Origin of the sequence: Cedecea neteri NBRC 105707 = ATCC 33855 (assembly GCF_001571265.1) — a bacterium.
GTDB lineage: Bacteria > Pseudomonadota > Gammaproteobacteria > Enterobacterales > Enterobacteriaceae > Cedecea > Cedecea neteri.
This window is the reverse complement of record NZ_BCTL01000006.1, coordinates 140945-165713: the sequence shown is the minus strand read 5'-3', so window position 1 is coordinate 165713 and position 24769 is coordinate 140945. Positions and strand designations below refer to the sequence as shown.

Sequence of the window (24769 nt, the reverse complement as noted above, 5' to 3'; positions counted from 1 at the left end):
CCTTAGCCGATCCTTCATAGAGCGTATTTGTGACTAAGAGACAGCCCTTAAAGGGGAGAGGGACGAGGGGCTTGTAACAAATAGCCACAATCTACAAAAGAACAAAAAACACTCAAAAGACTTGTTGATAGGTCTCTTAGCTCTATAATAAAGACCAGTTAAACAGTCTTAAGAGGTGACTCATGCCTAGCATCATTCTGAGCGACACTAGCGCCAGCGTTAGCGAACTGAAAAAAAATCCTATGGCGACGGTTAATGCCGGAGACGGCTTCCCGGTTGCAATACTGAACCGCAACCAGCCGGCGTTTTACTGCGTACCAGCCGCGCTGTATGAAAAAATGCTTGATGCGCTGGATGACCAGGAGTTGGTAAAGCTGGTCAATGAACGCAGCAACCAGCCACTGATTGAGATGGATTTGGACAGCTATTTATGAGCTATAAGGTGAAGTTCAGGGAAGATGCGCTGAAAGAATGGCACAAGCTCGATAAATCCATTCAACAGCAGTTCGCCAAAAAGCTTAAGAAATGCTGCGAGGAACCTCACATTCCATCAACGAAACTGCGTGGCATGAAGGATTGCTACAAAATCAAACTACGCTCCAGCGGATTCCGGCTGGTGTACCAAGTGATAGATGAGGTGTTAGTGATCGCCGTCGTTGCCGTGGGAAAACGCGAGAGAAGCCAGGTTTATAACCTGGCCAGTGAACGGATGAAGCCCGTCCGTTAATACTTAGCGCAGCCGCTCCGGGTGCGTATAAACCGTGGCACGGCCTGGCCGGTTAAAGCCCACCAGCGTCAGATTCGTACGCTGTGCAACTTCCACCGCCAGCGAAGTCGCGGCAGACACCGCAAACAGGATTTCAATGCCGCACATCGCGGCCTTCTGCACCATTTCGTAGCTCGCACGGCTGGAAACCAGCGCGGCGCCGCTGTGCCACGGGTTACGGCTGCGAACGCCGAGCATTTTATCCAGTGCCACATGACGGCCTATATCTTCCCGTCCGTCGAGGATCTGCCCGTCAGGATCAAGCCATAACGCCGCATGAGTGCAGCCGGTTAGCTCGCCGACGGGCTGGTAGCCGCGCATTTTTTTCAGCGGCTCGTCCAGATTTTCCAGGGCAAACGTCTGGGTAAACGGCAGCGGCGGCACGGGGCGGCCAATATCGTTTAACTGCTCGACGCCGCAAACGCCACAGCCGGTTCGTCCGGCCAGCGCCCGGCGACGCTCTTTCAGGCCCGCGAAGCGGCGGCTGGACAGCTCGACCTGCACTTCAATCCCGTTACAAGTTGGCAACACATCCATCCCGAAAATATCCGCCGGACTTTCAATAATGCCTTCAGACAGGGAAAACCCCAGCGCAAACGCTTCAAGGTCTTTGGGCGAAGCCATCATCACAACATGAGAAATGCCGTTGTAGACCAGCGCGACAGGGACTTCTTCCGCCAGCCAGTCGGTTTCAGCCACGGTGAGATTGCCCCGATGCCAAAGCTCGATCGTGCGTGCGCCGGTAACCTGTTCCATTATATTTTTTTCAGAGTGGTGAAGTTTGTTCACTTTGTTTTAACCATTCGAGAACACCCTCAGTACCATTGTGGTATTCTACTAAATACCCCTTCCGGATGAAGGGAAGTAAGCCATCAAAATCTATACTGGTTCTAATTGTGAACCTTTGCGGGTAACCCCGCAAAATAAATCCTAAGCAATGTGAAATGTCGAAATGTAAGGAGCGATCCATGCAGGTCAGCAGAAGGCAGTTCTTTAAGATCTGCGCTGGCGGTATGGCAGGCACCACGGCAGCAGCACTGGGTTTTGCCCCCGGCGTTGCGCTCGCGGAAACCCGGCAGTACAAGCTGCTACGCACCCGTGAAACCCGTAACACCTGCACATACTGCTCCGTCGGCTGTGGGCTATTGATGTATAGCCTCGGCGACGGCGCAAAAAACGCAAAAGCCTCAATTTTCCATATCGAAGGTGACCCGGACCACCCGGTAAACCGCGGCGCGCTGTGCCCGAAAGGGGCCGGTCTGGTGGACTTTATCCATTCCGAAAGCCGCTTGAAAACGCCTTCTTACCGCGCGCCAGGCTCCGATAAATGGCAGCAAATCAGCTGGGACGATGCCTTTGACCGCATCGCGAAGCTGATGAAAGAAGACCGCGACGCCAACTTTATCGAAAAGAACGAACAGGGCACCACGGTCAACCGCTGGCTCTCCACGGGGATGCTGTGCGCTTCCGCGTCGAGCAACGAAACCGGCTATTTAACCCAGAAATTTTCCCGCGCCCTCGGCATGCTTGCCGTGGATAACCAGGCGCGTGTCTGACACGGACCAACGGTAGCAAGTCTTGCTCCAACATTTGGTCGCGGTGCGATGACCAACCACTGGGTTGATATCAAAAACGCCAACCTCATCGTGGTGATGGGTGGGAACGCGGCAGAAGCGCATCCGGTGGGATTCCGCTGGGCGATGGAAGCCAAAATTCACAACGGCGCGAAGCTGATTGTGATCGATCCTCGCTTTACACGTACTGCTTCGGTGGCGGATTTCTACACGCCTATCCGATCCGGGACCGACATTGCATTCCTGTCGGGCGTCCTGCTGTACCTGATAAACAACAACAAATTCAACCGCGAGTACGTCGAGTCTTACACCAACGCCAACCTGATTGTGCGTGAGGACTTCGGCTTCGACGACGGCCTGTTCACCGGCTACGACGCGGCAAACCGCAAGTACGACAAAACCACCTGGAACTACGAGCTGGATGAAGAAGGCTTCGCCAAACGCGACCTGACGCTCCAGCACCCGCGCTGCGTGTGGAACCTGCTGAAAGAGCATATTTCCCGCTACACGCCGGACGTGGTGACCAGTATCTGCGGCACGCCGAAGGAAGACTTCCTGAAGGTGTGCGAGTACATCGCCGAAACCAGCGTGGCGGACAAAACCGCGTCGTTCCTGTACGCCCTGGGCTGGACACAGCACTCCATCGGCGCGCAGAACATTCGCACCATGGCGATGATCCAGCTGCTCCTCGGCAATATGGGGATGGCAGGCGGCGGCGTCAACGCCCTGCGAGGCCACTCCAACATTCAGGGCCTGACCGACCTCGGCCTGCTTTCCACCAGCCTGCCGGGTTACATGAACCTGCCGAGCGAAAAACAGGTGGATATCGACAGCTATCTGGCGGCCAACACGCCTAAACCACTGCTGAAAGGCCAGGTGAACTACTGGGGCAACTACCCAAAATTCTTCGTCTCGATGATGAAAGCCTTCTTTGGCGACAAAGCGACGAAGGAAAACAGCTGGGGCTATGACTGGCTGCCGAAGTGGGACAAAGGCTACGACGTGCTGCAGTACTTCGAGATGATGAGCCAGGGCAAGGTCAACGGCTATCTGTGCCAAGGCTTTAACCCGGTGGCCTCGTTCCCTAACAAGAACAAGGTCGTGGCCTCGCTCTCGAAGCTGAAGTTCCTGGTCACTATCGACCCGCTGAACACCGAAACGTCCAACTTCTGGCAAAACCACGGCGAGATGAACGACGTTGATCCGTCGAAAATCCAGACCGAGGTGTTCCGCCTGCCGTCCACCTGCTTCGCGGAAGAGAACGGATCCATCGTGAACTCCGGGCGCTGGCTGCAGTGGCACTGGAAAGGGGCGGATGCGCCAGGGGAAGCGCTGAACGACGGCGAAATCCTCTCCGGCATCTTCACCCGCCTGCGCCACATGTACGAGCGCGACGGCGGCAAAGTGCCTGAGCAGGTGCTGAACATGACCTGGAAGTACCTGACGCCGGACAACCCGGCGCCGGAAGAAGTGGCTATGGAAAGCAACGGCAAGGCGCTGGCAGACCTGATCGACCCGGCCACCGGCGCGGTGCTGGTGAAAAAAGGGCAGCAGCTTAGCTCCTTTGCTCAGCTGCGCGACGACGGTACAACGTCCAGCGGCTGCTGGATATTCGCCGGGAGCTGGACGCCGGATGGCAACCAGATGGCTCGCCGCGACAACGCCGACCCGTCAGGCCTGGGCAACACGCTCGGCTGGGCATGGGCGTGGCCGCTTAACCGCCGCATTCTGTATAACCGTGCCTCCGCCGATCCGTCGGGTAAACCGTGGGATGAAAAACGCCGCCTGATCTCCTGGGATGGCGCGAAATGGGGTGGTATCGACGTGCCGGACTACAGCACCGCCGCGCCGGACAGCGGCGTCGGGCCGTTTATCATGCAGCCGGAAGGCCTGGGTCGCCTGTTTGCCCTCGACAAGATGGCAGAGGGGCCGTTCCCGGAACACTACGAGCCGTTTGAAACGCCGCTGGGCACCAACCCGCTGCACCCGAACGTGGTTTCCAACCCGGCGGCACGCGTGTTTAAAGATGACCTGGAAGCAATGGGCACGCACGACAAGTTCCCGTATGTCGGCACCACCTATCGTCTGACGGAGCACTTCCACTACTGGACCAAACACGCGCTGCTGAACGCCATCGCGCAGCCGGAGCAGTTTGTCGAGATTGGCGAGAAGCTGGCCAACAAGCTCGGCATCGCCCACGGCGATACGGTGAAGGTCTCCTCCAACCGAGGCTACATCAAGGCCAAAGCGGTGGTGACCAAGCGTATCCGCACGCTGGACGTTCACGGCCAGAAGGTGGACACCATCGGGATCCCGATTCACTGGGGTTACGAAGGCGTGGCGAAAAAAGGCTTTATTGCCAACACCCTGACGCCGTTTGTCGGGGATGCCAACACGCAAACGCCGGAGTTCAAGGCGTTCCTGGTCAACGTGGAAAAGGTGTAACGGAGACGAATTATGGCTTATCAATCTCAGGACATTATCCGTCGTTCCGCTACTAACGGCTTCACGCCCGCGCCTCAGGCGCGGGATCATCAGCAAGAGGTCGCCAAGCTTATCGACGTCACCACATGCATCGGCTGTAAGGCCTGCCAGGTGGCGTGCTCGGAATGGAACGACATCCGCGATGAAGTGGGGCATAACGTCGGGGTGTACGACAACCCGGCGGACCTGACCGCCAAATCCTGGACGGTGATGCGCTTCTCGGAAGTGGAGCAGAACGACAAACTGGAATGGCTGATCCGCAAAGACGGCTGTATGCACTGTGCGGATCCGGGCTGCCTGAAGGCGTGCCCGTCGGAAGGGGCTATTATTCAGTATGCCAACGGCATCGTCGACTTCCAGTCTGAGCAGTGCATCGGCTGCGGCTACTGCATCGCCGGCTGCCCGTTCGACGTGCCGCGCCTGAACCCGGAAGACAACCGCGTCTACAAATGCACCCTGTGCGTAGACCGCGTCACCGTGGGCCAGGAGCCAGCATGCGTGAAGACCTGCCCGACCGGGGCGATTCATTTCGGCTCGAAAGAGGATATGAAGACCCTCGCCGGTGAGCGCGTGACGGAGCTGAAAACCCGTGGTTACGACAACGCAGGTTTGTACGATCCGGCCGGCGTTGGCGGGACGCACGTCATGTACGTGCTGCATCATGCGGACAAGCCGACGCTGTATCACGGCCTGCCGGAGAACCCGTCCATCAGCCCAACCGTGAAGTTCTGGAAAGGCGTCTGGAAACCGCTGGCCGCCATCGGCTTTGCGGCCACCTTCGCCGCCAGCGTCTTCCACTACGTTGGGGTCGGCCCGAACCGTGCCGATGAAGAGGACGATAATCTGCACCATGACGACGACGAGGTGCGTAAATGAAAAAGCAACCGACCATTCAGCGCTACAGCGCGCCTGAGCGCATCAACCACTGGATCACCGCCTTCTGCTTCGTGCTGGCGGCGGTGAGCGGACTGGGCTTTTTCTTCCCGTCCTTCAACTGGCTGATGGGCATTCTCGGCACGCCGCAGCTGGCGCGCATCCTCCACCCGTTCGTTGGGGTGGTGATGTTCGCCTCGTTTATCATCATGTTTTTCCGTTACTGGCACCACAACCTAATCAATCGGGATGATATCTTTTGGGCGAAGAATATTCGTAAGATCGTCGTCAACGAGGAAGTGGGAGACACCGGGCGTTATAACTTCGGCCAGAAATGCGTGTTCTGGGCGGCGATTATTTTCCTGGTGCTGTTGCTGGCGAGCGGCGTGATTATCTGGCGTCCTTACTTTGCGCCAGTCTTCCCTATCCCGGTTATTCGATTTGCGTTAATGCTGCATTCATTTGCTGCGGTAGCGTTAATTGTGGTTATCATGGTGCATATTTACGCCGCCCTTTGGGTAAAAGGCACCATCACCGCGATGGTGGAGGGCTGGGTTACCACGACGTGGGCAAAGAAACATCACCCGAAATGGTACCGCGAAGTCCGCCAGAAACAGGAAAAGTCATCTGAATGAGTATTCGCATAATCCCGCAAGATCAGCTGGAGAAGAGCGAGAAACGCACGGCGGAAGTGATTCCGCCGTTATTATTCCCCAGGCTCAAAAATCTCTACAACCGCCGCGCTGAACGCCTGCGCGAGCTGGCTGCCAGCAACCCGCTGGGCGACTATCTGCGCTTTGCCGCGCTGATTGCCCACGCCCAGGAAGTGGTGCTGTACGACCACCCGCTGGAGATGGATTTAACCGCCCTGATTGCCGAAGCCGCCAAAACCGGCAAGCCGCCGCTGGACATTCACGTTCTGCCGCGCGACCCGCACTGGCAGCGCCTGCTGCAGTCGCTGATTGCCGAGCTGAAGCCAGAAATGGACGGCCCGGCGTTAGCGGTGATTGAAAATCTTGAGAAAGCTTCTTCACAGGAGCTGGAAGAGATGGCCACCGCGCTGTTCAACGCCGACTTCGCGTTGGTCAGCAGCGACAAAGCGCCGTTTATCTGGGCCGCGCTGTCGCTCTACTGGGCGCAAATGGCGACGCTGATTCCCGGCAAAGCCAAAGCAGAGTACGGCGAGCAGCGCCAGTTCTGCCCGGTTTGCGGCTCGATCCCGGTCGCCAGCATGGTACACATCGGCACCACCAACGGCCTGCGTTATCTGCACTGCAACCTGTGCGAAACCGAGTGGCATGTGGTGCGCGTGAAGTGCAGCAACTGCGAACAGACTCGCGACTTAAACTACTGGTCGCTGGACAGCGAACAGGCGGCGATTAAAGCCGAAAGCTGCGGCGACTGCGGCACCTACCTGAAGATTCTCTATCAGGAGAAGGACCCGAAAGTTGAAGCCGTCGCCGACGACCTGGCCTCGCTGGTGCTTGACGCCCGCATGGAGCAGGAAGGCTTCGCCCGCAGCAGTATCAACCCGTTCTTATTCCCTGGCGAAGGCGAATAAAACGACCAACGGCATTCAAAATTGAATGCCGTTTTCTTTTAGTACCCCTTCGTATCAGGCAGCCGTCTGATCAAACTCCAGCCTTTCGCCATCTGGCCCGCGAATCAGTAAAAAACTCACCTTATTCATTGGCGACGATTCCGTTACCGGCCCTTCATCCAGCCTATAACCCAGCGTTTCCAGGCGCGCGGCCACGGCCTGAAGGTCACTCACCTCAAGCGCAATATGGTCAATACCGCAGCGTGGCACATCGAAGCCCTCGCTCTGTGGCAGCTGGTACAGCTCAAGTAACACGCCGCCAAGTTCAATAAAGGCCACTTCAATTTCGCCCATCGACGCGGTTTTGCTGTAGCGACTTTTCACCTCAAAACCCAGCGGCAGATAGAAGGCCAGCGAACGCTCAAGATTGCTTACCTGATAGCCGATATGGGCCAAATGTTTCACCAGTTCGCGCATGTTATACCCCCTTCCTTACGCACCAGAAGCCGTAGAAACCCACATACACAAAGCACAGCAGCGGCACCAGGAAGGCAATCTGCATGTTACCGTGGTTAATGTCCGAGATGACGCCCATCACCAGCGGGATCACCGCCCCACCGATAATCGACATCACCACAATTGAGCCCGCGGTCTGGGTGTCTTTCCCCATGCCTTTGATCACCAGGCCAAAGTTAGTTGGCCAGCACGGCGCCATACAGAAGCTCACCAGAATCAGCGCATAAACAGCCAACATGCTGTGGCTGGCCACGGCAATCAGCAGCAACAGCGTGGCGACAGAGGCAAACACGCCGAGCAGCAGCGCAGGGTTCAAACGATTCATCAGCCAGGTCGCAACGCCTTTACCCACCGCGTAAATTACCAGCGAGGCCAGTAACCAGTAAGTTGCCGAGTGTTCGCTGGTGCCATGCTGAACCAGCTGCACGAAACGAATGGTGAAGCTCCACACCCCAACCTGAGCACCCACATAAAGGAACTGTGACAACACGCCGAGGCGGAAACGAGGGATCGCGAATAAACGTCGCAGCGTGCTGCCCATCCCCTCGGAAGAAACCTGCTGCTTTGGCGCGTCGCCTTTGCAGGAAGGGAACTTCACGAAGACAAAGATCAGCGCCAGCACCACCAGCACAGAACCGATAATCAGGTATGGCCCGACGACCTGACCCACCATCTGGTGACGTGCCGCATCTGCCGCAGCGGCAGGCATTTTTAGCAGTTCTTCATGGCTCGGGTCATCTTTGCCAAACACCATGATCTGGCCGATTAACACCCCGGAAATGACCCCCAGCGAGTTAAAAATCTGCGAGAAGTTAATGCGCTGGGTGGACGTTTTAATCGGCCCCAGCAGGCTCGAGTAAGTATTAGCCGACGTTTCCAGGAAAGAGAGGCCGCAGGCGATGACGCCCAGGCAGGCAAGGAACGCACCGTAGGTCATGACCTCTGCGGCAGGGATAAACAGGAAGCAGCCCAGCGCGTAAAGGCAAAGCCCGGTAATAATCGCGGCTTTGTAGGAGTAGCGTTTTATCAGCGCGGCGGCCGGGAGCGCCACGAAGAAGTAGCCAAGGAAGAAGATAGATTGCACCAGCGCAGTTTGGGTATCCGACAGATCGAACCCCTTTTTAAACTGGGCAATCAGGATATCGTTCAGGTTTCCGGCCATCCCCCACAGCGCAAACAAGCAGCAAACCAGCAAAAACTGCAGCCAGGGCGTATGGGCGAGATAGGCGCTGGTGTCCAGTTTTTCAGTGTGAACGTTGTCGCTCACTTTATCGTTAATCAGAGTACTCATGTGAAGTCCCCGTAATCGGTTATTTTATCGGTAAGGTTTTTACGCTACCTCATGGTGCGGGGTAGCCAGGGCAAGACGTTCCAGCGCTTCCTGATACTCTGGTAAAGCAGAAGCGCCGTGTTTCTCAACGCTGACCGCGGCATAGGCAGCCGCGAATCTGGCGGCCTGAGGGAGAGACTCTCCGCAGGCCAGACGTGCGCAAAGCGCGCCGTTGAAGGCATCCCCGGCGCCGGTGGTATCGCGGGGGTGGGATGGGAAGCAAGGGATCACGTTTTGTTGTCCCCCCTCACTTAGCAGGGCGCCGACGGCACCCAGAGTGATAATGACTCTTGCCACGCCTTTGGCATGGAGTGCATCGGCGGCAAGCTTCGCGCTGTCTGCATCGGTGACCCGGCAGCCCGTTAACAGCCAGGCTTCGGTGGCGTTTGGCGTGAGCAGATCCACACTCGCCAGCAGCGCATCTTCTACGGGCTGATAAGGCGCGGGGTTCAGCACCACAAATGCGCCATGCTCGCGACCTGCGTTAATCACCTGCTGAATCGCTGAAAGGTTATTCTCCAACTGCACCAGCACCACATCGGCGCAGCTAATCGCCGGAATGCACTGGGTAATTTCTTCGTCTGTCACGGTCATGTTCGCGCCGGGATCGACGGCAATCATGTTTTCCGCTTCGTTGCCGGCGACATAGATCAAGGCGTTGCCGGTGGGCACTTCATCAGTGGTCAGCAGCGTGATGGCGTTAAAGCCGACGGTTTTCAGGTGACGGCGGGCGAACTGGCCGAAAGTGTCCTCCCCAATTTTGCCGATGTAATGCACGTTAGCCCCCGCCTTCAGCGCCGCCGTGGCCTGGTTGGCTCCCTTCCCGCCGGCGCTGGTCATGCTGCCGGTAGCAACCAGCGATTCTCCAGGTACAGGAAAACGATCCACCCTGGCGACCATGTCGAAATTGAACGAGCCAAATACACAAACTTTTCCTGTCATGACGTTTCTCCTCAGGCATGTGCCGGGCTGAGTGCAGCTTCAATATCGCGGGTCATGTTCTGCCAGGCCTGCTCCAGCGCCACATCCGGGCGGAACAGGCCGCTGCTGCCCAGGATCAGCACCTGAGCCCCGGCGGTCAGCAGTTGGCGGTAGGTATTGCGGTTGCAGGAGCCGTCCACCTCAATAAGAAAATCAAGCTGGCGCTGCTGTTTAAGGCGATGCAGCTGAGCAATTTTCTCCACCATCTCGGGGATAAACGGCTGCCCTGCGTAGCCAGGATCGACGGTCATCACGGTGACTTTGTCGAGCAAGTGGAGGTAATGGTTTAGCGCCTCAACGGGCGTGGCCGGGTTGAGCACGACCCCCACCTTTTTCCCGGCATCGCGGAGGGTATGAATGATTCGAAACGCTTCACGGCTGATGACTTCGGCATGCACGGAGAACGAGTCCGCCCCGGCTTCGATCAGCGGCCCAATAAAATCGGCCGGGTTTTCTACCATCAAATGGACGTCGACAGGCAACGTCGTGTAGGGGCGAATTTGGGCGACGAAGGCGGCGGAAAGCGCCAGGTTTTTAACATAGTGCCCGTCCATCACGTCCACATGCAGCATGTCAGCCTTTTGGTTCAGAACCTGCAGCTGCTCGGCCGTTTTCATAATGTCCATGCACATCAGTGACGGGGAAATGTAATACTTCATAGCGCTTCTCCTGGAAAAGAGTCGGATTTCAGGCAAAGTCAGGCCCCACCGAACGGGCGGTGTGAATGACAGTGCGGTTTTTATCCGTCACGACATGACGGGCACTCAGGCGATCTGCACCCCGACGTTATGCCAGGTCATCTCCTTTTCGAGCAGCGGATCGTTAAAGGGCTCGGTAATCAGCCAGTCCAGATCCCCCAGTCCTCCGACACGGGCCACGCCTAAACGTCCGAGCTTGCTGCCGTCCATCAGCGCGACCACCTTGCGAGCATGAATAATCATCTGCTTGAGCAGCGCTGCGTGCGCCTCGCTGCCGGCATACAGCCCACTGTCGCGCTCCAGCCCCTGGCACGAGAAAAACAGCGTCTCGATGGGATGCTCGAGCAGCATTCTGGCCGTTGTTTCGCCGAAAAAAGCCTCTTCGCTCGCCGACAGCTCCCCACCCAGCCCCACCACGCGCAGAGAGCGGCGGCTCATTAACGTCTGCACAATGCTCACTGACGGGGTAATGACGGTCAGCGCCATCTCCGGCAGCTGACGCGCAAGGAACCAACTGCTGCTGCTACCGTCGAGCAAAACGGTGTCTCCCGGTTGCAGTAGTCTCAGCGCCTTACGGGCAATGCGCATCTTGGCTTCGCTGTTCAGCAGCGTTCGCTGACGGAAGCTGCCCTGCGCATCCTGAACCGGCACGCCCTGCGGGGCCAGAATGCTTATCGGTAGGGCATTCTCGGCTACCAGTGCGCCGCCATGACTGCGGCTGAGCATCCCTCTGCGCTGCAGTTCGCTGAGGTCACGGCGCACCGTTTCACGGGAAACGCCGGATGCGGCAGCGATATCATTCACCCGCATCACGCCTTGCTGCCCGAGCAGTTGCAGGATTAAACGGTGACGTTCCAGCGGTAACATAGGTGCCTCCTGAAGTGCAAAATCAGATTACTGGTTTCCGGCATCGCCGATTGCGAGCCAGGCTCTGTCGGCTAATAGCGGCCTATTGCCTCGATGAAAATGTGCTCTGGCTCGCATTTTTAATGCCAGCCGACCCGGCTCTCCCTTCGCTCAATCACGCATTCGGTCAAAAACAAAAATAAACGGAAATGAATGCAACCAACCGTTTTTGCCCGTTTATGACCGTTTACGCCCGACGCACTTTATTCCGCGCTAACTGCCCGCCAATAATTAAAAACAAATGAAAATAAAATAATGTTCAATTGATCACATTATTTTCACTTAATAGCCTTTTTAATCTATTGAGCGCAATAAATCGTGAAATATGAAACCAATTGAAAGCAAAAACAGGATTAAGAGATGAATGAGACAACCCGCCGTTTTGCCCGCCTGATCGACCTGAGCGCCGTGCAGGCAACCAACACAGAAGCAGACGTTCGCGCCTGTGCGGAGCTGGCCAGCCGCTACAACATTATTTCGGTGCATGTTTTGCCGTGCTGGACGCGTTTTCTTAGCACCCTGCTGCCAGAGCAAGGACGCGGCGAAGTGATGATTGGCGGCCCCGTTGGCTTCCCCGGTGGCGGCCACGCGACCGACATCAAAGTGCAGGAAGTTCGCCAGCTGATTACCGACGGCGCGAGGGAAGTCGACATGGTGGTGAACATCGGCAAAGTGCTGTCCGGGGACTTCGATTATGTTCGCGAAGACCTGCGCCGCGTGGTGGAAGCCGCCGCCCCGATCCCGGCGAAAGTGATCCTTGAGACCCATTACCTGAACGAAGAGCAAATCCGCAAAGTGTGTGACATCGCGGTGGAAGTCGGCATGAAGTGGGTGAAAACCTCCACCGGCTGGGCCCCCACCGGCGCTACGCCTGAAAAAGTCAGCATCATTGCGGACCAGCTCAAAGGCCGCATTGAGATAAAAGGCGCAGGCGGCATACGCGACCTGGACACCGTCCGCGCGCTTTATCGCCTGGGCGTACGCCGCTTCGGCATGAGCCAGAGCGCGGTCAGCAAAGTCCTGGCCCAGCTTGAACAGGATCCAGGCCTGTTCCCGGAATTAAACGATAACTAAAAAATCGCGGGCGGGAAGCCCGCCTTCTCCCGTTCACGGAGCCCAACATGAAAGACAGAATACTGACGATTGACGTCGGCACAGGCAGCGCCAGGGCCGCCCTGCTGGCTCAGACCGGCGAGCTGATTGGCTTTGCTCAGCGTGAATATGACCAGACCACCCCGCAGGCTGGCTGGTCGGAACAGGCCCCGTCGCTGTGGTGGCGTTCAGCATGTGAATGCCTCCACGAAGTCCTGCACCGCTTCGCGGATCAGCGTTCACGCATCGCCGCCATCGGTGTCTGCGGCCAGATGCACGGCACGGTCTTACTGGATGCCGACGGCGAACTGGTCGCGGATAAAGCCCTGCTCTGGAACGACAAGCGCAGCCAGCCACAGGTTGACGCTTTTATCGCCCGTGATGGGGAAGAGAAATGGCTCACCCGGCTAAACAACCCGCCCACCGCGGCCTGGCCCGCTTTCAAACTAGCCTGGTGGCGGGAAAACTGCCCGGAAAGCTGGGCGCGGGTAGCCATGGTGCTGATGCCGAAAGATTACATCAACTTCATGCTGACCGGCGTTTATGCCACCGACTACAGCGAAGCCTCCTGCTACTACCTGATGGACAGCGCCACCCTCAGTTGGTCCTCGCAAGCGCTGGAACGCTTCGGGCTGAAGGCTGGCCAGCTGCCACCGCTTTACCTGTCCAGCGACGTGATTGGCGAGGTTAGCCCTCAGGCGGCGGCGCTTACCGGCTTACCTGCTGGCATACCTGTCGTTGCCGGTACCTCGGACATGGCCGCCACGCTGCTGGGCTCCGGTGTTTACCAGCCGGGAACAGCCTCGGATTCCACCGGCACCTCAACATTGTTAACGGTCGTTGCCAGACAGCCGCTGCTTCACACCCGCATCAATAATCTGCACCTGGCCAATCCGGCCTGGGGCGGTTTTACCATTCTGGATGCGGGCGGGGATGCCGTGCGGTGGGCCAGACAGGCGATCGCGCAGAACCAGCTTTCACACGCCGATCTGCTGGCCGAGGCGGCAACGGTTAAGCCCGGTGCCGAAGGCCTGTTGTTCCTGCCTTACCTGACGGGAGAACGCCTGGCCGACCACACCAACTCAAGGGCGCAATTCTTTGGCCTGCAGCGCAAGCACCACCGCGGCCACCTCTTCCGTGCGGTGCTGGAAGGGGTCGCCTTTGCCTCTACGCGTAATCTCAACCAGTTGCGCCAGTGCGGTCAGCACCCGGAACGGATGATTGCCTCCGGTGGCGGCGCGCGCAGCGAATTGTGGCTAAAAATTAAAGCCTCGGCCTATAACCTGCCTATTTTAAGTACACGTAACCAGGAGAATGGCATAACAGGATGCGGTATTATCGCGGGCACCGGCGTGGGTCTGTATACCGATTTTGCCGCCGGCGTGCGTCAGGCCGTTCATTTTGAAAAGGAAATTATCCCTGACTCACGGCTTCGGGACTACTATGCGGCGTGCTTTGAGGTGTTTGATACACTTTACCAACAGGCTGCGCCGCTGTATGACCGGCTGGATGGGCTCAGCGAAGGGCCAGCGCCCGATAGCGGGTCGCCGCAGCTTTAGGCCAGGGGAAAATAAGGCGTGATGCTCCGCAGAGAGCGGGAACAAGAGAGGTCGAATGTTTGCAGAAGAGCGTCAGGAAAAATTACTGAGTATCCTCAGGGAAAAACGGAAAGTTGCGGTGTCCGAGATGTGCGAGGTTTTCAACGTCTCCGGGGCAACGATCAGGGCCGACCTCCGCCAGCTGGAAGAAACGGGCATGTTGACCCGCACCCACGGCGGCGCCATGTTGCGCACCCGCGCCAGCTTTGAGCAGGCATCGGACGACCGTGAAGTCGTGAACCAGAGCGCAAAAGAGCGCATCGGCCAGCGCGCGGCGCAGCTGGTAGAAGATGGCGACATCATCGTGCTGGATACCGGTACCACCACGCTGCACATCGCCCGCCACATCCGCGACCGCAAGAACGTGACCGTGGTGACCAACGACTACCAGATTGCCCGCGAACTCGAAGCCAGCCCGTCTATCCAGACCATCCTGCTGGGCGGTATCGTGAAGAAAGGCTATCACTGCGTGGTGGCGATTAACGGCCGCTCGCTGCTGGATACCCTGAACGTGGATAAAGCGTTTATGGGGGTGAATTCGCTGTCGCTAAAACAGGGTGCCTGCGTGGCCGACGTGATGCTGGCCGAGACAAAGCGCGGCATGATAGAGCATGCCAGTCAGGTGATTGTCGTCTGTGACCACAGCAAGCTGGATAACACCTCGCTCGCGCAATTTACCCCTGCGGCACGCATTGATACGCTGGTGATTGACCGTCTGCCGGACAACGCCGAAGCCTGGTGTAACGCCGGGATCCACCTGATTGCGCTGGAAGAATAGCGACCCGGCTAAAAGTTAAAGCGCCGGTCGATCGGCGCTTTTCTATCTCGATCAGCCGCGCTTAATCATCTGCACCACCTGATCGTTTTGGATCTGATGCTCCACGCCCTGGGCGTCGTAATAGCGCGTCAGCCCCGTCTGCTTATCCAGCTCCGGCTTGCCTTTGGTTACGATCATTTCGCCCGTCTTAGTCGACATCACGTAGCTGCTGGAGCAAGCCACCGCCGACAGAGCAACAACGCCCACCCACATCATCCCGAACAGTTTTTTCACTTTTGCCAACCCTTTATTGTTTTAGACGCCGGATTGTAGCTGGATGAAATGCAACCGGGTGTTAATGTGTATTGCGAAGGGAGACTGGAGCTAAGTTTGGGCAAGCAGGGGATGAAGTGTTTCAGCCGCAGGCCGGGCCACCGCACAATCTGCCCCATCCTTTCATTAGACATTTTCCATCCGGCAAGAGATTCTGTCCTCGCACACAACAACCACACTTTGACAGCCCACCAGTTTCTCTTATCAGGATACTTTTATGTCAGTCACAGACCCCGTCATCCGCCAGTTCGAGGCTTACAACGCCCACGATCTAGAGGCTTTCGCCGCCTGCTTTAGCGAAGACTTCATCGCTTACCGCCCGCCAGCCGTAACGCCTTCCCTGGAAGGACGCGATGCCCTTTATACCTTCTATAAAGAGCACCGCTTCAACAACCCGGCCCTGCGAGCAGAAATCATTTCCCGCACCGCAATGGGTAACAAGGTTTTCGACCACGAGAAGATCCACGGCCTGAGCGATGAACCGATTGAAAGCATGGCGGTTTTCGAAGTAGAAAACGGGCTGATAAAAACCGCGTGGTTCTTTTTTGGCTGAATTGCCGTAGCCCGATCACGTACTTACCGGCGGATTTCTGATGCAGGTTGTGCAGAATGAAGCCCGGAAACCCTGCCGGGACGAGCAGCTTATGGGCCGTTAGATTGATTTGGTGAATAATTTCACTTTAGGCGCAGCATATATTCTTACTGACCCATTGGGTAGCAGCAGGAAACCCGGTATACTGCGCCCCGCCTCCATGTAGCAATGCAGGCGCGGAAGGTCGTCGTCTCCGGTGAGGCGGCTGGACTTCAACTCCAGTTGGTGCCGCCAGCGGCGCCGGGCAGGTTCGACTCCTGTGACTTTCCGCCAAGTTTTAAATTATTCCAATTCCCGGCTATACCCGCTTTTCTTTCACCTCCCTGTAGATCTGAGTCTGTTCGCGCCCAAGATTATTTTTCCTTTATCACGCATAGCATAATTAATTTTTTTTAATTGAATTATTCTAAAAACACATTTCATTTATGTATTACCCGAATAATTATCGAATTAAATTAAAAAACTTACTACATATCTAGCTGAGCATAAATAATTCATAGGTTATTTTTCACTTACTGTTGAATGAGATAACCCAGCTAAATTTATTTTAAATAAAATTAAAAGATTAAGTTCTGCTATATTGAATGCTAAGGAAGGCAAAGCTGTCGTGGGAAGCACACCTCTTACGGTTAATATTAAAAATATATTATCTCAGGCCAGAAGCTGTAATGCACACCATAAAAACGGACGCCGTAAACGTTGCGATGAGCATTAATTAAAAATGAACAAATAGCTACATCAGGTACAGTAACCACATTCAATCCTCACTCATATATTGTCTTAATAGCCTAATACGTGGCCCTTACCCTCTTAATTTCGTTTAATTAAAACACTTTGTATTGAATCATACTAGTGGGGATTCTACATTTCATCTCGTTCTGAGAAGAACTGTTTTACCATTAAATCCAATTTAATTAAAGGGAACTGAAGATGTTTAAATCCACAGCATTAGATGCAAAAGAAAGTTTAGCGGTTATTGGTGGCGCACTCTGGGATGATACTCACAAACAAGGTCCATACGGTTTGTGCCATCGTAAGGTCAGCGGCACTATCACCAATGGCAATTACGGCGATAATGTGACTTTTGGACCATGGAAACGCTATGATAAGAGAAAAGATGGTTCCTATAAGGACTGCAACGAGAAGTAATCCGTAGCATTATTTTTTAAACATTTAGATAAAGGCCAGACCCTGGCCTTTTATAACGGTTACTATTTTGAACGCAAAAACTCTTTTTTTGATATGTCTGATCGCTCTATCTGCTGTCTATACGGTAAATAGCCTATTTTTTTCAGCAGATAACGCGATTGAAACTGCGAAGAAAGAGCCCTATCGCGTTGCATATGCAGATATCGATCAGCTACTCACCACCACCGGCGTATTAAAACCCAAAGAGCAAGTCAGCGTTGGGGCGCAGGTTAATGGGCAGCTCAACAAGCTTCATGTCAAAGAAGGTGATTCGGTTAAAAAGGGACAGCTGCTGGCAGAAATAGACCCTACGCTGGCACAAAATGATGTCGATAACGCTAAAGCTGAACTGAATACTGCGCTGGTGCAAAAAAAGATAACGTCGTTATCACTTAAGCAGTCGCTGAGCGATTATAACCGCCAAAAGAAAATGTCGGCAGAGGATGCGACGACCTTAAGCGATCTTGAAACGGCCAGAACTAAATACGAAAGTGATAAACAGCAGCTTGAGGTCAACGACATTCAAATTGCACAGGCAAAAGTCAAATTAAACACCGCCGAGACCAACTTAGAGTACACAAGAATCTCCTCACCCATAGATGGTGTTGTCCTGGGCATACTGATCCGGGAAGGGCAGACCATTGTTTCATCTCAGAGCGCCCCCACGATTCTCGTTGTCGCCAATCTTGATACGATGAACGTTAATATCAAGATATCTGAAATGGATATTTTAAAAGCTCGCGTTGATATGCCTCTGTGGTTCACGGTCACCGCTGCACCTGGCACTCGCTATAAAGGGGTGCTCAAAAGCATACAGCAAATACCTGAAGAAATGCTTCAAACTATGCAGAGCAATTCTGTTGATCCCTCTGTAGGGAAAAACAGTGCGGTTTACTATAACGCCAGTTTTGATGTGAAAAATGAAAATCATTTTCTAAAATCAGCCATGTCAGTTCAGGTCTATTTGATCGTCAGTGAAAAGAAAAACGTCAAAGTTATCCCGACAGATTATCTCGGAGAAAAGATTAATAAGGATCACTATCTTATAAAGGTGCTTCACGATAATAAAGTCGAACAAAGAAAGGTGAAAGCCGGAATTAAAACCGCCACAACCACTGAAATTATAGAAGGCATCGAAGTCGGCGATGTCATTATCAGAGGTAATGGATAAATGCATAACGTTGATGAATATATCATCTTAACCGATGTGTATAAAAAGTATCAAAGTGGTGGAGAAGTCGTTTCTGCACTACAGGGGATCTCGCTAACGATAAAAAAAGGTGAGTTTGTCGCCATCGTTGGGCCTTCGGGATCCGGAAAAACTACGTTGATGAATACGATTGGCTGCCTGGATGATATCAGTTTAGGGCAGATGTTATTCTATGGTGTCGATGTTTCAACGTTAAATGAAGATGGCGTCGCTGAACTACGAAATAAACACATTGGCTTTGTTTTTCAGAAATACAACCTATTACCTTATTTAACCGCCAAAGAGAATGTCGCTTTACCCGCGCAGTACACCCAAAAAAACTATAAAGGGAGAAATGAGCGTGCAGAAAAGATACTGAGCGCCATAGGCTTGAGCGATCGCGTTAACTTCACCCCTAATCAACTCTCTGGCGGGCAACAACAGCGCGTCAGTATCGCCAGAGCGCTGATGAATGACGCCGACATAATTCTGGCCGATGAACCAACTGGCGCCCTGGATAGCGCGACGGGTCATCAGGTCATGGGCATATTCAAAGAGCTTAATAAACAGGGTAAAACCATTATTCTCGTGACGCATGATAAAGACATCGCCTCACAAGCCGACCGTATCATATCCATGAATGATGGCCGGATAGTTAAAGACAAAAAAAGTATCTCAATCAATGAATTCTCTGAGGTCAGCGCCAGGGCGTTTGAAACAGATCCATTGAGCATCGTGTTTGGTATCGTCGAAGCATTCAGAACAGCCTTCAGAGCATTAAATGGTCATAGAATACGCTCTTTCCTCTCCATGCTGGGCATTATTATTGGCGTATTCGCTGTTCTTATGTCAATTGCCATAAGCGAAGGTACCCACCATCGCATTATGAAGGAAATGAACTTATTAGATACAAACACCATTGAAATCAGGCCAGGAACCGGCTGGAAGTCAATGCCAGAGCCTGGGAGCAAAAATCTAAATAAAGATGATGTTGATACTCTCACTGAACTATTACCTACAAGCAATATTTCGCCGATCATGACATCAACATCGACAGTCAATGCTGTTGATAGTGATATTGATATTACCCTGTCAGGTATAAGCAGAGAGTATCTGGATAAAAAAATTATAATAGAGGGCCACCTGTTTGATAGCGATAACCTGATAAACAGTGATGCCGTTGTTGTGATCGAATCAAAGCTTGCAGAAACGATTTTCGGCTCATCAGTTGATGCCATCGGGAAATATTTGAACATTTCTGGTCGCCCATTTGAAATTCTGGGCGTGATTAAAGATACCGCCAGGGTGTCTGATATGGTGGCGCTAAAAGTCTGGATGCCCTGGACTTCATACATAAACAGAATCACGGGTCTGATGCCGTATGAAGCCATTCAGGTCCGGGCTAAAGATCAAGCTGAAGTCGAGGCAATAAAGGACAAAGTCGAAAAAGCTCTTGAATCCACGCGCGGTAAAAAGGACTTCTTTACCGTGACAAATGAATCCGTTGCCGAAATGATCGCCAACGTTTCTACTTCGATGAAACTGTTAACGACGGGGATTTCGGCAATCTCACTACTGGTCGGTGGCGTAGGTGTTATGAATATTATGTTCGTCTCCGTCACGGAACGCATTCATGAGATTGGCATTCGTCTTTCAGTCGGCGCAAGCCCTGCTGATATAAGAAGACAATTTCTGATTGAGTCCGTATTTATTTGTTTCTTGGGCGGCACTCTGGGTATTGTTTTGACTGGTTTAGTCAGCGTCATATTTCCTTATATGACTACCCAATTTGAAATGATTTTGACTACCACACCGATTGTCATTGCATGTGCATTTTCGTGTTTCATTGGCATCGTATTTGGTTACGTACCAGCGAAAAAAGCATCGTCCTATACGCCAGCTAAAGCATTAGGTTACAAATGAACTTTAAAAAACCTGCATTCTTATTGCTTTGTTTATTATGCGCTGGCTGCGGTAGCATGCTGAGAACAGAATATCATACACCAGTGATAAATTTTTCATCGTCAGAGGTTGGCAAAAAAACGGATACTGAAAGTGTTCCCGTTGAAGAAAAGTGGTGGGGAATATTTAATGACAAATTACTGTCCTCTATTATCTATACCACATTGCAAAATAATAATGATTTGCATGCGGCCGCCCTGAGGCTACAGCAAAGCAAACTGGATTCAGGGGAGATAAATACGAATCTTGTCCCCGACTTTAATATGTCTCTGGGTGCGAATAGTAGTCGCATGATATCTCAGAGTGCGCAGACCTCAGAAAGCTATAGCTCATCTTTGTCGATGAGTTATGAACTCGATCTGTGGGGAAAGCTTGCCAGGACGCGGGAGCGAGGTCAATGGAACGTTGAAGCCAGTGCAGAAGATTTACATAATACAGAACTGGTTATTATTGAATCTATTTCCAAAAGCTACTGGAGCATTGCTAAACTCAATGAGCAGATTGAATTTAACAAACAGCGGCTCGATATCGCGAAATCAACCTATGAAATAGTCAAAGCTAAATATAACAGTGGTGCAGGCACAAAGTCTGACGTTATATTAGCTGAAAAATCAATTTATTCCAGCGAGCTACAGCTCAGAAATATTCTCAGCCAAAGAGAAACTGAGCGAAACACAATGTTAACAATCTATAACAAGGACGGTGTTGATCTCCCTAAAGAAAAAACGAGGCTGGATGAGTTCCAGGATATTAAACTACCGCTTTATCAGTCGGTTGACATTATATCTTTGCGCCCTGATATCAGATCAGCAGAACTCAAAATAAAAATGGCTGTTGCAGGCTATGACTTGGCTAAAATCAATTTCTTTCCGTCAGTATCGCTGGGGGCAACAATCAGTGCAGGAAGCAGTATTTTCACACAATGGTTTAGCGATCAAACATTACTGCAATCAATATCAGCCACTTTCCCCCCGCTACAGTGGAGAAAGTTAAATTTTCAATTACAGAAAGAAAAAATCTCGGTTGATTTAGCGGTAAACGATTTCAGAAAGGCCGTTCTTAATGCTTTGACTGAGGTAAAAAATGCATTGGAGACAAGAAATAACTCTCAATATGCATTTGACGTACAAAAAAAGACACTCTCTATTTCTCAAGACTTAATGAGAATGAACACCGTTAAGTATAAATCAGGTTATATTTCTTTTCAGACTCTATTAGATTCTCAGGATGATGTTCTTAATCAAAAAAGTTCATATCTTGATTGTCAATATGATTACCTTGTATCTACGATGAAGTTTTTACTGTCCGTTGGCGGTGGCGAATTTAATAAAAAGGTAAATGATGAACATGGAACATAAACGCGTTGTTATTACAGGTTATGGGGCAATTACACCCTTAGGAAATTCTGCTGAAGAAAGCTGGCAATCTATTATGGATTATCAGACAGGCTATCGATATGTTGATAAAACAGATGCCGGTGTTAACGCAAAATTTTATGGTCTGATTGACAATGAGCCTAAGCTAAAAGGCGTTCCTGCATCTATTAGAAGGAAATTACCGCGTTTTGCTCGTCTTGGCCTCGCTGCGGCGCAGGAGGCCGTCACGATGGCGTTTAATCACTCGCAACCTAATGATCTATATGATCCACTGAGATGCGGAGTGATTTTGGGCACAGGGTGGGGAGGCCTGGATGATGCCAATCAAAACTATGATGATTACAAACAGGCCGGCGTTGGGTCTCCATTCAGCTGTTTTCATTGCATGCCGAGTATAGCCACCGCCGCTTGCAGCCTTCTGTGGGGATTAAGAGGTTATCAAAATACGCCAATAGCGGCCTGCGCCACTGGCAGTATTGCTATCGGTGATGCTTATGAATTAATTAAGAATGGGAAAATGTCCATGATGCTTGCCGGCGGGAGCGAATCGCTTCTCTCGGATGAGTCCGTCTGGATGATTGATGTCCTGCAGGCGTTATCGCATGAACAGCAGGATATTCATAAAGCCTCATGCCCTTTCAGCCTCGATCGCTCTGGTTTTGTTCTCTCCGAAGGTGCCGCAATTTTATGTCTGGAGGAACGAGAGTCCGCCCTTTCAAGGGGCGCAACCATCCTCGGTGAAATCAAGGGGTATGGCAGTTTCTCAGATGCTTTCGATTTCACGGCTCCAGCCCAGGATAAGCTTTCCCGCATTTCTACAATAAAAAAAGCAATCTCTGACTCAGGTTTAACGTTGTCTGAGATTGGCTATATAAATGCGCATGGCACGTCAACAATGCTCAACGACCTCAATGAAACTGAGTCTATTAAGAATGCTTTTGGACACCATGCCTATAAAGTTCCCATTTCGAGTACAAAATCATACAGTGGGCATTTGATCGCCGCTGCGGGTAGCTTTGAAAGTATTATCTGCCTTAAAGCCTTGGAAAATAATATTCTTCCGGCCACGCTCAATCTAAATAATCCAGATCCAGACTGCGACCTTGATTTTATCCCAAACCAACATCTCCATACTGTTGTGGATAATGTACTGAATCTAAGCTTTGGCTTCGGTGGCACTAACGCTGCGCTGATAATCGGTCGTTCTTTATGAAAAAAATGATATACGATTGCGGGCATGGGCAGCGTTGGGCTAATTTCTCTGGAGATTACAACCCAATACACTTTGACCTGACTGCTGCCGCGGAGTTGAACCAGGCAGCTTTAATTGCACACGGCATGCGTGTTATCGCGGATGTAAAAAACCATCTTTTCTTCCAGGAAGAAAAACCAAATCATCAATATGATGGAACGATACGGTTTTCAGCAAAATTTGAAAAGCCGGTATTATGTGGCACACAATACAAGCTGATAAATAATGCAGACAACACAAAAACAACGTTCAAATTAGTTGATTGTTCAACCGACATATCTCGTATTCGCGGGTCGGTTTCTCAGGCAACTCTTCCTGAGATAAGTGATTTAATTGCTGAAGAGATCGTAACCAGTGACTGCCAAAATGATGCTGCAGAGCGTTGGCCAGCAGAAATTGAACGGCGCTTTACTACATTTTTATCTTCTGTCATGTTCAGAGCTTTATTCAACACTCCGGATCTATTCCATGAACACATGCCTGTTCATTCATTATCGGAATTATTGTCAAAAGAAAAAGTCCTTCAGACACATTATGAACTGTATTGTAATGCTTTGCTGCTTCACAGAAAAGAACAAAGCATTGAAGGTTTAAGCATCTGTATTGGTAAACCATTCATTACCGGTGATGCCAATTATGGATGGGTAATTCAGGTTCAGGTTGCAGCAAAAGAAGACGAAACTACACTAATGCACATTTCGGTGACGCTTAAAGTTACCACTAACTAATAGGTGAAATAATTATGTACGCAAAACTTTATACTGCTATTGCAAATACTATTGCTGATGCAAAAGATCTTTCTTTAGAAGATGTTACTGAAGAAACCACGCTTTCCGAACTGGAATTAGACAGTCTTGACTATGTAGAGATTACTGTTTTGGTTAAGAGAGAATTTGGCATCACCATTAATTTTGCCAAATCAGTAAAATCAACAGATATAACTCTAAAAGAGTTTTGTTCATCTATCTTATCGGTTTAATCGTAGGAGGTAATAAATAATGAATGATTCATGGATTCTTGTTACCGGTGGGAATCGTGGTATTGGCTCTGCCATCGTAAAGGAGTTACGCATTGACCATAACGTAGTGTTCACCTCACGTACACCAAAAAGTAGCCATGACGAAAACCCTCAGTCTGGTGAAACTTTCGTAGAGCATATTGTTTGCGACAACTGTCAGGTAGAACAAGTGGAAACAGTCGCTAAAGATTTATTAGACCGCTATGGTCCGCCCAAAGCCGTTATACATAATGCCGGTGTGACGCTTGACGATCTTCATATTCGTCAATCCGTTGAGCAATGGCGGAATGTCATCGACACCAACCTGAATGCCATTTTCTACTGGAATAAATATTTACTCCCCGAAATGATGGCTAACGGTGAAGGAACTATTTTGCTTATCAGTTCAGTCACAGGTCTTAAAGGTAATATTGGTCAAACGGCTTATGGAGCGAGTAAAGCCGCACTTTTCGGGCTGGCCCGTTCGCTGGCTCTGGAGGTAGCCAGATTCGGCATCCGCATTAACTGCTTAGCCCCAGGCGTAATAGACAGCGATATGACTCAAAGCTTGTCGCCTGAGGCCCTAAAAAAACTGCGTTTACAAATCCCGCTGCGCCGGATTGGCACAGCAGAAGAGGTAGCAAAGGTTGCACGGTTTATGATTAGTGAGTCTTGTGAATATATGACAGGACAAACAATTGTGCTTGATGGTGGCATGACGGCCTAGTATTTAAACCGTTTTCACACAACCAACCAGTAGAGATT

Annotated in this window: 25 protein-coding genes and 1 tRNA gene; 19 read left to right on the top strand and 7 right to left on the bottom strand. The window is 51.9% G+C overall.

Annotation, left to right across the window (positions count from 1 at the left end; translation table 11 throughout):
• Positions 1-182 precede the first annotated feature (182 nt).
• Both CNE01S_RS03480 and CNE01S_RS03475 read left to right on the top strand, forming a co-directional pair.
• Positions 183-434: a type II toxin-antitoxin system Phd/YefM family antitoxin gene (locus CNE01S_RS03480; RefSeq protein WP_061273472.1), complete on the top strand. Its 252-nt coding sequence runs from the start codon at positions 183-185 to the stop codon at positions 432-434.
• Entirely contained in the window at positions 431-727 is a 297-nt protein-coding gene (locus tag CNE01S_RS03475) for a type II toxin-antitoxin system RelE family toxin (protein WP_061273470.1), read from the top strand. Before CNE01S_RS03480 ends, CNE01S_RS03475 begins: the two co-directional genes overlap by 4 nt.
• A 3-nt stretch (positions 728-730) precedes the next feature.
• On the opposite strand, the gene fdhD is transcribed toward CNE01S_RS03475, so the two are convergent.
• Entirely contained in the window at positions 731-1522 is a 792-nt protein-coding gene (gene fdhD / locus CNE01S_RS03470) for a formate dehydrogenase accessory sulfurtransferase FdhD (RefSeq protein WP_061273468.1), read from the bottom strand.
• A gap of 212 nt (positions 1523-1734) precedes the next feature.
• On the opposite strand from fdhD, the gene fdnG reads away from it, so the two are divergent.
• Genes fdnG through fdhE form a run of 4 tightly spaced genes read left to right on the top strand, consistent with a single transcriptional unit; the run spans position 1735 to position 7258 of the window.
• Entirely contained in the window at positions 1735-4785 is a 3051-nt protein-coding gene (gene fdnG / locus CNE01S_RS03460; protein WP_096753937.1) for a formate dehydrogenase-N subunit alpha, read from the top strand.
• 12 nt (positions 4786-4797) lie between these two features.
• The gene (gene fdxH / locus CNE01S_RS03455) at positions 4798-5700 is read left to right on the top strand and encodes a formate dehydrogenase subunit beta (protein ID WP_038477700.1); all 903 of its coding nucleotides are present in this window, start codon (positions 4798-4800) and stop codon (positions 5698-5700) included.
• Complete coding sequence (gene fdoI / locus CNE01S_RS03450; protein WP_038477697.1) at positions 5697-6332, top strand: formate dehydrogenase cytochrome b556 subunit; 636 nt, start codon at positions 5697-5699, stop codon at positions 6330-6332. The genes fdxH and fdoI overlap by 4 nt, the downstream gene beginning before the upstream one ends.
• On the top strand, positions 6329-7258 hold the full coding sequence (fdhE, locus tag CNE01S_RS03445; protein ID WP_061273462.1) for a formate dehydrogenase accessory protein FdhE: 930 nt from the start codon (positions 6329-6331) through the stop codon (positions 7256-7258). Before fdoI ends, fdhE begins: the two co-directional genes overlap by 4 nt.
• Before the next feature lie 54 nt (positions 7259-7312).
• Here the strand turns inward: fdhE and CNE01S_RS03440 are convergent, their stop codons facing one another.
• The 5 genes from CNE01S_RS03440 to CNE01S_RS03420 form a co-directional block, all read right to left on the bottom strand.
• On the bottom strand, positions 7313-7714 hold the full coding sequence (locus CNE01S_RS03440; RefSeq protein WP_061273460.1) for a VOC family protein: 402 nt from the start codon (positions 7712-7714) through the stop codon (positions 7313-7315).
• 1 nt (position 7715) lies between these two features.
• The gene (fucP, locus tag CNE01S_RS03435; RefSeq protein ID WP_061273458.1) at positions 7716-9044 is read right to left on the bottom strand and encodes an L-fucose:H+ symporter permease; all 1329 of its coding nucleotides are present in this window, start codon (positions 9042-9044) and stop codon (positions 7716-7718) included.
• Positions 9045-9083: 39 nt separating this feature from the next.
• Positions 9084-10025, bottom strand: a complete 942-nt coding sequence (locus CNE01S_RS03430) for a ribokinase (protein WP_061273456.1) — start codon at positions 10023-10025, stop codon at positions 9084-9086.
• Positions 10026-10036: 11 nt separating this feature from the next.
• Entirely contained in the window at positions 10037-10723 is a 687-nt protein-coding gene (gene alsE, locus CNE01S_RS03425; RefSeq protein WP_061273454.1) for a D-allulose 6-phosphate 3-epimerase, read from the bottom strand.
• 105 nt (positions 10724-10828) lie between these two features.
• Entirely contained in the window at positions 10829-11629 is an 801-nt protein-coding gene (locus CNE01S_RS03420) for a DeoR/GlpR family DNA-binding transcription regulator (protein ID WP_061273452.1), read from the bottom strand.
• Positions 11630-12028: 399 nt separating this feature from the next.
• Between CNE01S_RS03420 and deoC the strand changes: the two genes are divergently transcribed.
• From deoC to CNE01S_RS03405, 3 genes are read left to right on the top strand one after another with little or no spacing between them, the layout of a single operon-like run.
• A complete protein-coding gene (deoC, locus tag CNE01S_RS03415) occupies positions 12029-12742 on the top strand; it encodes a deoxyribose-phosphate aldolase (protein ID WP_045784319.1) in 714 nt (237 codons plus the stop codon).
• Positions 12743-12789: 47 nt separating this feature from the next.
• Positions 12790-14319, top strand: coding sequence for a xylulokinase (locus CNE01S_RS03410; RefSeq protein WP_061273450.1), 1530 nt, complete (start codon positions 12790-12792; stop codon positions 14317-14319).
• Between the two features lie 55 nt (positions 14320-14374).
• Positions 14375-15136 (top strand): DeoR/GlpR family DNA-binding transcription regulator, encoded by a 762-nt coding sequence (locus CNE01S_RS03405; RefSeq protein ID WP_061273448.1) that lies wholly within the window; start codon positions 14375-14377, stop codon positions 15134-15136.
• A 51-nt stretch (positions 15137-15187) separates the two neighbouring features.
• Here CNE01S_RS03405 and CNE01S_RS03400 read toward each other — a convergent pair whose 3' ends face one another.
• Positions 15188-15409 (bottom strand): YgdI/YgdR family lipoprotein, encoded by a 222-nt coding sequence (locus tag CNE01S_RS03400; protein ID WP_425430195.1) that lies wholly within the window; start codon positions 15407-15409, stop codon positions 15188-15190.
• Between the two features lie 256 nt (positions 15410-15665).
• Between CNE01S_RS03400 and CNE01S_RS03395 the strand changes: the two genes are divergently transcribed.
• The 10 genes from CNE01S_RS03395 (at position 15666) to CNE01S_RS03355 (ending at position 24731) form a co-directional block, all read left to right on the top strand.
• Entirely contained in the window at positions 15666-16001 is a 336-nt protein-coding gene (locus CNE01S_RS03395; RefSeq protein ID WP_061273446.1) for a nuclear transport factor 2 family protein, read from the top strand.
• A gap of 217 nt (positions 16002-16218) precedes the next feature.
• Positions 16219-16313: transfer RNA gene (locus tag CNE01S_RS25160), tRNA-Sec, on the top strand.
• A 657-nt stretch (positions 16314-16970) separates the two neighbouring features.
• Entirely contained in the window at positions 16971-17189 is a 219-nt protein-coding gene (locus tag CNE01S_RS03390; protein WP_061273444.1) for a hypothetical protein, read from the top strand.
• A gap of 67 nt (positions 17190-17256) precedes the next feature.
• Positions 17257-18399, top strand: a complete 1143-nt coding sequence (locus CNE01S_RS03385; RefSeq protein ID WP_169799394.1) for an efflux RND transporter periplasmic adaptor subunit — start codon at positions 17257-17259, stop codon at positions 18397-18399.
• Positions 18400-20340 (top strand): ATP-binding cassette domain-containing protein, encoded by a 1941-nt coding sequence (locus CNE01S_RS03380; protein WP_061273440.1) that lies wholly within the window; start codon positions 18400-18402, stop codon positions 20338-20340. It abuts the gene before it with no gap.
• Complete coding sequence (locus tag CNE01S_RS03375; RefSeq protein WP_072279091.1) at positions 20337-21737, top strand: TolC family protein; 1401 nt, start codon at positions 20337-20339, stop codon at positions 21735-21737. Before CNE01S_RS03380 ends, CNE01S_RS03375 begins: the two co-directional genes overlap by 4 nt.
• On the top strand, positions 21727-22968 hold the full coding sequence (locus CNE01S_RS03370; protein ID WP_096754168.1) for a beta-ketoacyl-[acyl-carrier-protein] synthase family protein: 1242 nt from the start codon (positions 21727-21729) through the stop codon (positions 22966-22968). Before CNE01S_RS03375 ends, CNE01S_RS03370 begins: the two co-directional genes overlap by 11 nt.
• Positions 22965-23735, top strand: a complete 771-nt coding sequence (locus CNE01S_RS03365) for a MaoC/PaaZ C-terminal domain-containing protein (protein WP_061273434.1) — start codon at positions 22965-22967, stop codon at positions 23733-23735. The genes CNE01S_RS03370 and CNE01S_RS03365 overlap by 4 nt, the downstream gene beginning before the upstream one ends.
• A gap of 14 nt (positions 23736-23749) precedes the next feature.
• The gene (locus CNE01S_RS03360) at positions 23750-23986 is read left to right on the top strand and encodes an acyl carrier protein (protein ID WP_061273432.1); all 237 of its coding nucleotides are present in this window, start codon (positions 23750-23752) and stop codon (positions 23984-23986) included.
• 19 nt (positions 23987-24005) lie between these two features.
• Positions 24006-24731, top strand: a complete 726-nt coding sequence (locus tag CNE01S_RS03355; RefSeq protein WP_061273430.1) for an SDR family NAD(P)-dependent oxidoreductase — start codon at positions 24006-24008, stop codon at positions 24729-24731.
• Positions 24732-24769 lie beyond the last annotated feature (38 nt).